The sequence below is a fragment of the Marinibacterium profundimaris genome, from assembly GCF_002210095.1.
Taxonomy (GTDB): Bacteria; Pseudomonadota; Alphaproteobacteria; order Rhodobacterales; family Rhodobacteraceae; genus Marinibacterium; species Marinibacterium profundimaris.
Genome location: NZ_AQQR01000051.1, coordinates 1 through 2,523, shown reverse-complemented (window position 1 = coordinate 2,523; position 2,523 = coordinate 1). Strand labels below are relative to the sequence as shown.

The following is a 2,523-nucleotide window of genomic DNA, read 5'->3' as shown; positions in this document are numbered from 1 at the left end:
CGTAACCGGCCGGTAAGGACCACAGCTCAAGCGACGGCCTTCGCCTCTTTGGATTGCGGCACCCAGTTCCACGGCAGCAGCTCGTCGAGGCGGTTGATCTTGTGGTCGCCGATGCGGGCCAGGATGTCTGCCATATAGGCTTCGGGGTCGTGGCCGCTGAGCTTCGCGCTTTCGATGATCGTCATGGCTTCCGCGAGAGTTTCACCCCCGGCATCGGCCCCGGCGAAGAGCCAATTCTTCCGACCAATCACCACGGGCTTGATCGCACGCTCGGCCGGGTTGTTGTCGATGGCCACGCGGCCGTTCTCCAGGAAGAGCGTGAAGGAGGGCCAGCGGTGGAGCGCGTAGCGGAAGGCTTTGGCCAGTGCGCTCTTGCCGGAGACCCGGCCGAGCTGGGCCTCCGACCACGCCTTGAAGTCCTCCGCCAGAGGGCGCGTGCGGGTCTGCCTAACGCGCCGCCGCTCTTCGGCGGAGCAGCCGGTGATCTCGCGTTCAATGTCGTAGAGCGCGCCGATACGGTCCAGCGCCTCCCGGGCGATCTCCGACTTGGTGCCGATCCAGACATCGTGGAAGTCCCGGCGCAGGTGTGCCCAGCAGGCGGCCTCCCGGATGCGCACCACGCCGGTGGCATCGGGCTCATAGAGCGCCTTGAAGCCGGTATAGGCGTCCGCCTGGAGGATGCCGCTGAACTCGGCCAAATGGCGGTGCGGATGCGCACTCTTCCGATCCGGTGAGAAGAAGTAGGCGACACCGGGCGGCGCTGTCCCGCCCCATGGCCGGTCATCCCGGAGGTAGGTCCAGATCCGGCCCTCCTTCACGCCCTTTCCCAGTCCCTCGAGCCGCTTGGAGCGGTCGAGCACTCGCACCGGGGTGTCATCGGCATGGAGGCGATCGGCGGTCATCACGTCAGCCCTGATCCGCGCCACGAGCGGAGAGAGCACCCGCACACCCTGGCCGCACCAGTCGACGAGCGTCGAGGCCGGGATATCCGCGCCCATGCGGGCGAAGATCTCGTTCTGTCTATACAAGGGAAGATGATCGTCGAACTTGGAGACGAGGATGTGCGCCAGAAGGCCCGGTCCCGCCATGCTGCGCGGGATCGGGCGGGCAGGCGCCGGGGTCTGGGTGATCTTCTCGCATCTCCGGCAGGACTTCTTCGGGCGCGCCGTCTCGATCACCTTCAGCCGTGCGCTGATCAGTTCGAGGATCTCGCTCATGTCTTCACCGACGAGCCGCAGCTCGCCCCCGCAAGCGGGACAGGCATCGCCGGGATCGAGCACAATGCGCTCGCGGGGCGTTGCCTCCGAGACCTTCGGCTTGCGCCGCATGGGAGCAGGTTCCGCGACAGCGGGCTCTGCTTCCGGCTCCTCCTCGGGCTCCCGGGCGGCGGAAGCCGCGACCTCCAGCGCCTCGAGGGCCAGTTCCAGTTGTTCGATCTCGCGCTCGATTTTCTCCGAGCTCGCGCCGAACTTCTGACGCTGGAGCTTGGCGATCCGGATCTGGAGCGCCTGAACGAGGGCTTCGTGTGCCTTCAAGACGGCCGTGAGCCTTGTTGTCTCGGCCCGCATGGCCGCGTTCTCGGCCTCGAGTGCGGCGATCATCGCGCGCAACTTGGCAGGATCGTCAGGCGGAAGGGAGGAGGCTTCGGACATGCGGAACCTTACCATCCCGTGCGGTCCATAACCAGTAAAACAAGGGGTTTGAGAGAAGTATCAGCTCACCCGAGCGGGAGGCGCACCCCAGTCCGGGCGGCGCCAGTCGATGCCTTCCCAGAGCATCGCCAGCTGCGCCGAGGTCAGCCTTGCGGCGCCGTCGCCGGCGACGGGCCACGGGAAGCGCCCCCGTTCCAGGACCTTGTAGTAGAGGCAGAAGCCCTGGCCGTCCCAGTAGAGAAGCTTCAGCCGATCTCCCCGGCGTCCACGGAACGCGAAGACCGCGCCGCTCGCTGGGTTTTGGCGCAGGACGTCCTGGGCAAGCGCGGCCAAACCGGCGATCCCCTTGCGCATGTCGGTGGTTCCGCAGGCCAAGTAGACCCGAACACCCGTTCCCGGTCCGATCATGCCGCCTCCACAGCCCGGATCAATCGGGTCAGCGTCTCTCCATCCATGCCGCTGTCGAACCTCAGGCAGCGCCCGTTGCTCAGCCGCAGCTCGACCATGACGGATCGCGCTGGCGCGGGGACGCTCGCTGCCGTCGGCGCCGCGCTGAAATCCACCGGCAGGAAAACAGCCCCGCGATCCGGCGACCACAGGCCCTTCTTCTTCAGATCACGCCGCCAGCCGTAGATCTGGGAGCGCGTGATCTCGTGCCGCTGCGCCACCTGCGTCACCGACGCACCGCCGACATCGACCTCCGACAGGATCTCGAGCTTCTCGTCTTCGCTCCACCGCCGGCGCCGCTCAACGCCCAGAACCTCGCCCAGCATGGCCCCTCCAAATAAGACACGTCGTTAAGGACGTCGTTATGCACGTGTCTTAGCTCGGAACCCCGCTGTCAGGCAGGCGGCCTCAATCGGGCGGTTAC

3 protein-coding genes are annotated in these 2,523 nt (G+C 66.6%); all 3 read right to left on the bottom strand.

Translation table 11 applies throughout. The features are described 5' to 3' along the window. Window positions 1-26 precede the first annotated feature (26 nt). From tnpC to tnpA, 3 genes are read right to left on the bottom strand one after another with little or no spacing between them, the layout of a single operon-like run. The gene (gene tnpC / locus ATO3_RS28300) at window positions 27-1,652 is read right to left on the bottom strand and encodes an IS66 family transposase (protein ID WP_007803542.1); all 1,626 of its coding nucleotides are present in this window, start codon (window positions 1,650-1,652) and stop codon (window positions 27-29) included. Between the two features lie 60 nt (window positions 1,653-1,712). Beyond that, window positions 1,713-2,060 (bottom strand): IS66 family insertion sequence element accessory protein TnpB, encoded by a 348-nt coding sequence (gene tnpB / locus ATO3_RS28295; protein WP_040545958.1) that lies wholly within the window; start codon window positions 2,058-2,060, stop codon window positions 1,713-1,715. Next, entirely contained in the window at window positions 2,057-2,425 is a 369-nt protein-coding gene (gene tnpA, locus ATO3_RS28290; protein WP_007803373.1) for an IS66-like element accessory protein TnpA, read from the bottom strand. The genes tnpB and tnpA overlap by 4 nt, the downstream gene beginning before the upstream one ends. Window positions 2,426-2,523 lie beyond the last annotated feature (98 nt).